The 4,893-nt window shown below is 56.3% G+C and carries 6 protein-coding genes; 3 read left to right on the forward strand and 3 right to left on the reverse strand.

What is annotated here, in order from left to right; genetic code table 11:
* From AC2FNU_RS23955 to AC2FNU_RS23965, 3 genes are all read right to left on the reverse strand, one after another.
* The coding region (locus AC2FNU_RS23955) for a DUF389 domain-containing protein (RefSeq protein ID WP_496793764.1) at nt 1–913 on the reverse strand (913 nt) is incomplete at its 3' end.
* 95 nt (nt 914–1,008) lie between these two features.
* Nucleotides 1,009–1,929: a manganese-dependent inorganic pyrophosphatase gene (locus tag AC2FNU_RS23960; RefSeq protein WP_171091705.1), complete on the reverse strand. Its 921-nt coding sequence runs from the start codon at nt 1,927–1,929 to the stop codon at nt 1,009–1,011.
* Nucleotides 1,930–2,038: 109 nt separating this feature from the next.
* Nucleotides 2,039–3,019 (reverse strand): TraB/GumN family protein, encoded by a 981-nt coding sequence (locus AC2FNU_RS23965; protein WP_496793769.1) that lies wholly within the window; start codon nt 3,017–3,019, stop codon nt 2,039–2,041.
* A gap of 124 nt (nt 3,020–3,143) precedes the next feature.
* Between AC2FNU_RS23965 and AC2FNU_RS23970 the strand changes: the two genes are divergently transcribed.
* The 3 genes from AC2FNU_RS23970 to AC2FNU_RS23980 all read left to right on the forward strand — a co-directional run.
* The gene (locus AC2FNU_RS23970; protein WP_496793772.1) at nt 3,144–3,818 is read left to right on the forward strand and encodes a DUF2161 domain-containing phosphodiesterase; all 675 of its coding nucleotides are present in this window, start codon (nt 3,144–3,146) and stop codon (nt 3,816–3,818) included.
* A 153-nt stretch (nt 3,819–3,971) separates the two neighbouring features.
* Nucleotides 3,972–4,259 (forward strand): co-chaperone GroES, encoded by a 288-nt coding sequence (groES, locus tag AC2FNU_RS23975; RefSeq protein ID WP_170352338.1) that lies wholly within the window; start codon nt 3,972–3,974, stop codon nt 4,257–4,259.
* Between the two features lie 55 nt (nt 4,260–4,314).
* Nucleotides 4,315–4,893: TCP-1/cpn60 chaperonin family protein (locus tag AC2FNU_RS23980; protein WP_496793775.1), on the forward strand; the 579-nt coding region annotated here is incomplete at its 3' end.

Genomic DNA, 4,893 nt, shown 5'->3' on the forward strand with positions numbered 1-4,893 from the left:
GCGCTTCGACGGGCAGATCAACGATCAACCAGACCTCTACCCGCTTGCGCTGGGCGTTGACATCAACACGAATGATTTCAACTGAAACAGGATCGGCCCATTCCCGTATGGCTTGGGCCAGTTGGGCTTCGGTGCGGGTTTCGAGATACCGATTATAGGTGGATTTCCCAAGTTGCAGCACCACGACAACCAGGAATGCCAGCGCGACAAACACGCTTGCTGTGAAATTCAGTTTTCGCTTGCCCTTGCTGAAAACCACGGACCGTGCTGCGTAGACCAGATAGACAGCGCAGGCCGAAAGAATGATTGCACCAAGGTTTGTTGCGAATAACAATCCCGCCTCGTAGGCCTCGGCAGGCTCGCCAAAATACAACAAAATACCTGCTGCTGAGAGCGGCGGCACAAGAGAAACGCCAATGGCTGCGCCGGGTAATAGGCTCAGCTCGGATTTGTTGATTTGAACATAGGCCCCGGCAACGCCAGCGGCGAGCGCGACGATCAGGTCTTCGGTTCCAGGGTCTGTACGTGCAAGTACCTGATCGGGGATCAAGATACCGCGTGGGACGTCTGCGACATAGACCATGAACCACGCCATCAGCACACAGGCACAGGCCGCTAAACACACCGTAAGGGCAAGAGCAACTGCGCGTTTCAGCCACCCCATGACCATCGCGGCAGCCACCCCCAGGATTGGCGTCATAAGGGGCGCGACAAGCATGGCCGCAATGACAACAGCCCCGGAATTGCGCAGCAATCCCATAGTGGCGATCACAACTGACAGAGTCAGCAGCATCGCAAAGCGTCGCCAATATGCGGCTTTGTCTGTCCCCTCAAATCGAAGGATGCCCTTGGTCGTGCTGAGGCTTCGAATAACGATGGTGTGTGCCTGACCTATTTTGAGTTCCGTACCCACAGACAGGTTAGCAACCGATGTCGTTTCCGCAAATGGCTCAACAAAAAGAAAAAAGGCGCCCGGTTGGACGCCACTCTTTTGACTTCAATTGCTGATCAGACCTTCAGGTTTGGAATGATCTGCTTTTTCCGGCTCATGATGCCCGGCAGGACAACGGCATCGCCGTCAACGGCTGCACCAAAGCTTTTCTCGGCAACGGATTTGACCAGATCGTTGGGCACCAGCAGCGTGGCCTCTTCGTTCAGAATATCGACGACGAAAAGAAGAACCTGGTCGACACCGTCTTCAGCGGCCACGTCAACCATCGATGCAGCCAGGCTGGCTTTGCGATCCAGCACAACGCCGGGGGCTGTGGTCTCCAGAACCGAGACGCGGAATTTGGTGCCGTCAACCTCGTATTCCTTGCTGTCCATGCGGATCAGCTCGGCGTCAGAAAAGGACGAGACGTCTGATTTCGCGGCAAACATGTCGGCGGCATAGGCCGAGATGTCTAGCTCAAGTTCGGCTGCCAGCTTTTCAGCGACCGCGCGGTCATGCGCCGTGGTGGTGGGCGAGCGGAATTCCAGCGTGTCCGACAGAATGCAGGTCAGGGCCGCGCCCTTGATGGCGTCGGGCATCTTGGCAGCGTCGTCGCCCATCAGGTCGACCATGATGGTCGCGGTGCAGGCCAGAGGGCGCACGGTGATGTCGATCGGACCTTTGGTTTCCAGTCCACCGACCAGCTTGTGGTGGTCGATGATGGCGCGGATATCAGCGTCGTTGATACTGGCAGGCAGTTCCGCCGGGTTGTTGGTGTCGACGATGACAACGGGGGTGTCTGCGGCCAGATCTTCGATGATGCGTGGTTTGGGCAGGTCCCAGTTTTCAAGCATAAAGGCCGCTTCGGTGTTGGGCTCACCCAGCAGTACCGGCTCGGTCTGCTCACCTTTGATCTCGTTCAGATACCACGACCACAGGATCGGCGAGCCTGTTGAGTCGGTATCGGGGGATTTGTGGCCAAATACTAGGGTTGTCATGTCAGCGTCCTGCGGATTGGAAATTTGCGCGCCTTATAGGGCGGGCAAACGCCGTTGTCACGACACAGTCGACAATGTGCGACCGTTGGTCTGAAAACTGCCCGGCGGTTCAGAACTCCGCCCGCGTCAGGCTGTATCCTGCCTGCTCTAACTGGTTCAGCAGACCATGTTCATCGCTAAAGTGGCCAGCCCCCACAGCAATGACGGCAGTCTGATCCTCGATCTCAAGAATATGCGTCATCCAGTTGGCGTTTCGTTCAATCACCAACTGCTGTTCGAACTCTGCCCACTCGGCTTCAAATTCTTCGGCTGTTAGACCTGATAGTTCTTGTCCCAGAATTCGGCCCAACACAAAGACTTCCGCGTGTTTTTCGTCAAAATACGAGCTCGCCATGGTGGCGATCTGGTCTTCCATGTTTTGGAAGGTTCCGGCCATCCGAGCGAGTGATTGAGCCTGTTCTTCGATTGAATATGCATCGAACATAGCCATCAGGTCTTCGATACTTTCCAATGAATATTGTGGGATACCGTGCTCTTTTGCCAGCTGCGTCAGGCGCGCGTCCAATCCGTTGGTTCCGTTGGGATCCTGTATGATGCAGGCCGGTAAGGCCAGAGTCATACTCAGGAACCATGGGCGCATCTTGGCGCCCATCCAGCTTGGAATGCCGCGGTCAGCCATCTCTGCCGAAAGGGTGGCCCAGTCCTCCTCAGAAAGCAGATCAACAAGTGTGGGCCCTGACGTGATCAGGACCGGGCTTGGGTCAGCTGCAAGTTTCTGTTCCCAGGCTTTCATGTCGTCCTGAAGGATTTCAAAATAGACCGCATCGGCCTGCGTGATCGTTGGAGTCAGACGCTCGACGATTGCGTCCATTTGCGGGTAGTTCAGGTGCATAGTGCCCACAAGATGCAGCACAGTGTCGTCTTTGGTTGCAATCCAATGATTGCCTTCGGGATACAGAATGTCTGCCAGAGCTTCCTGCATCTCGGCTTGAACCGCAGGGGACAAATCGCCTCGCAGGTCGCGCCCTTCGCAGCCAGCCTGCGCCATGGCGGGCAACAAAAGGCTGATGAAGAAAAGAAGCAGGCGCATTGTTGAATTTCCTTTGAAATCAGAGTTGCTGCAACAGTGTACCTGCGGATGGGATGTTGCAAGTTCGATTGCGTTTTCCGATCTGCTGGCTGGTAATCCACACCAGTTTGCGTAGCATAAACCCATGACCCGCGAGCAGGACCTCTATCCCCCGATCAAAGCGCTGCTGGAGCGGCAGGGATACACCGTGAAGGGCGAGGTCGGGGCAGCTGATGTTGTTGCGGTGCGCGAGGGTGAGGAACCCGTTATCGTTGAGCTGAAATTGCGGTTCACGCTGTCGCTGTTCCACCAGGCGATCACACGGCTGAAATTGACGGATCAGGTCTATATCGCAGTCAGCAAACCAACGGGTCGAAGCGCGCGGCGTGCTCTTAAAGACAATCTGGCGTTGTGCCGACGATTGGGCCTGGGCCTGATCACAGTGCGCGCTGATGGCACGGTCGAAGTACAATGCGATCCCGGCCCCTATGCGCCACGAAAGAACAAAGCCAAGGCCACGCGGCTGCTGCGCGAATTCGACCGGTTGGAAGGGGACCCGAACGCGGGTGGCGCAACGCGGCATGGTATTGTAACCGCCTATCGGCAGGACGCGCTGAAATGCGCGGCCTTTCTGGCCGAGAAGGGCCCGACCAAAGGGGCAGAAGTTGCCAAATCGGTGGGCGTTCCGGTTGCAACCAGGCTTATGCGTGAAAACCACTATGGGTGGTTTGAGAAGGTTGAAAAAGGCGTCTACGGCCTTACCTCTCAGGGAAGCGAAGGGCTGAAGCACTGGGCCTACAGCTGGGAACAGACGGACTGATCCCATCCGCTAAAAAAATCCCTCACAACTTGTTGACTCGGGGTTTTAGACTCCCTAGCTATGCGTCGTTATCACTCACACGCATCGAGTGCTAACGCCTCGTCGGAAGGCGAGGGGAGGATAAACAAACTTTGAGCCCAAGGAGCTACAAAGATGGCATTGAAACCGCTTCATGACCGTGTGCTGGTTCGCCGTACCGAAAGCGAAGAGAAAACCGCAGGCGGACTGATCATTCCTGACAGCGCAAAAGAAAAGCCCAGCGAAGGCGAAGTCGTCGCAACCGGCGAAGGCGCGCGCAAGGACAGCGGCGAGCTGATCGCAATGGCTGTCAAAGCTGGCGACAAGATCCTGTTCGGCAAATGGTCGGGCACCGAGGTTCAGGTCGACGGCGAAGAGCTGCTGATGATGAAAGAAAGCGACATCATGGGGATCATCGAGTAAGCCTGCGCGCTTCCTCTGATCTTCATTCCAAACTTATTTCTCAAGGAGAAACGACATGGCTGCAAAGGACGTCAAATTCGACACCGATGCCCGTAACCGCATGCTGGCAGGCGTAAATGTTCTGGCCGATGCTGTTAAAGTGACCCTGGGCCCTAAAGGCCGCAACGTGGTTCTGGACAAATCCTTCGGCGCGCCGCGCATCACCAAAGACGGTGTGTCGGTTGCCAAGGAAATCGAACTGGAAGACAAGTTCGAAAACATGGGCGCGCAGATGGTGAAAGAAGTCGCCAGCCGCACCAATGACGAAGCCGGTGACGGCACCACCACCGCAACCGTTCTGGCACAGGCCATCGTTCGCGAAGGTCTGAAGCAGGTTGCAGCCGGCCTGAACCCGATGGACCTGAAGCGCGGCATCGACCTGGCGACTGCCAAGGTTGTTGAAGGCATCAAGTCGGCTTCGCGTGAAGTCAAAGACTCGGCAGAAGTTGCTCAGGTTGGCACCATCTCGGCCAACGGCGAAGCAGAAATCGGCCAGCAGATCGCAGACGCGATGCAGAAGGTTGGCAACGAAGGCGTTATCACCGTCGAAGAAAACAAAGGTCTGGAAACCGAGACCGACGTTGTCGAAGGCATG

Source organism: Ruegeria sp. BHSB064, from assembly GCF_059613205.1.

Bases quoted from the DNA above. Each gene is read 5' to 3' on its own strand.
- AC2FNU_RS23960 (WP_171091705.1), bottom strand. From the start codon at position 1,929: ATGACAACCCTAGTATTTGGCCACAAATCCCCCGATACCGACTCAACA.
- AC2FNU_RS23965 (WP_496793769.1), bottom strand. From the start codon at position 3,019: ATGCGCCTGCTTCTTTTCTTCATCAGCCTTTTGTTGCCCGCCATGGCG.
- AC2FNU_RS23970 (WP_496793772.1), top strand. From the start codon at position 3,144: ATGACCCGCGAGCAGGACCTCTATCCCCCGATCAAAGCGCTGCTGGAG.
- groES (WP_170352338.1), top strand. From the start codon at position 3,972: ATGGCATTGAAACCGCTTCATGACCGTGTGCTGGTTCGCCGTACCGAA.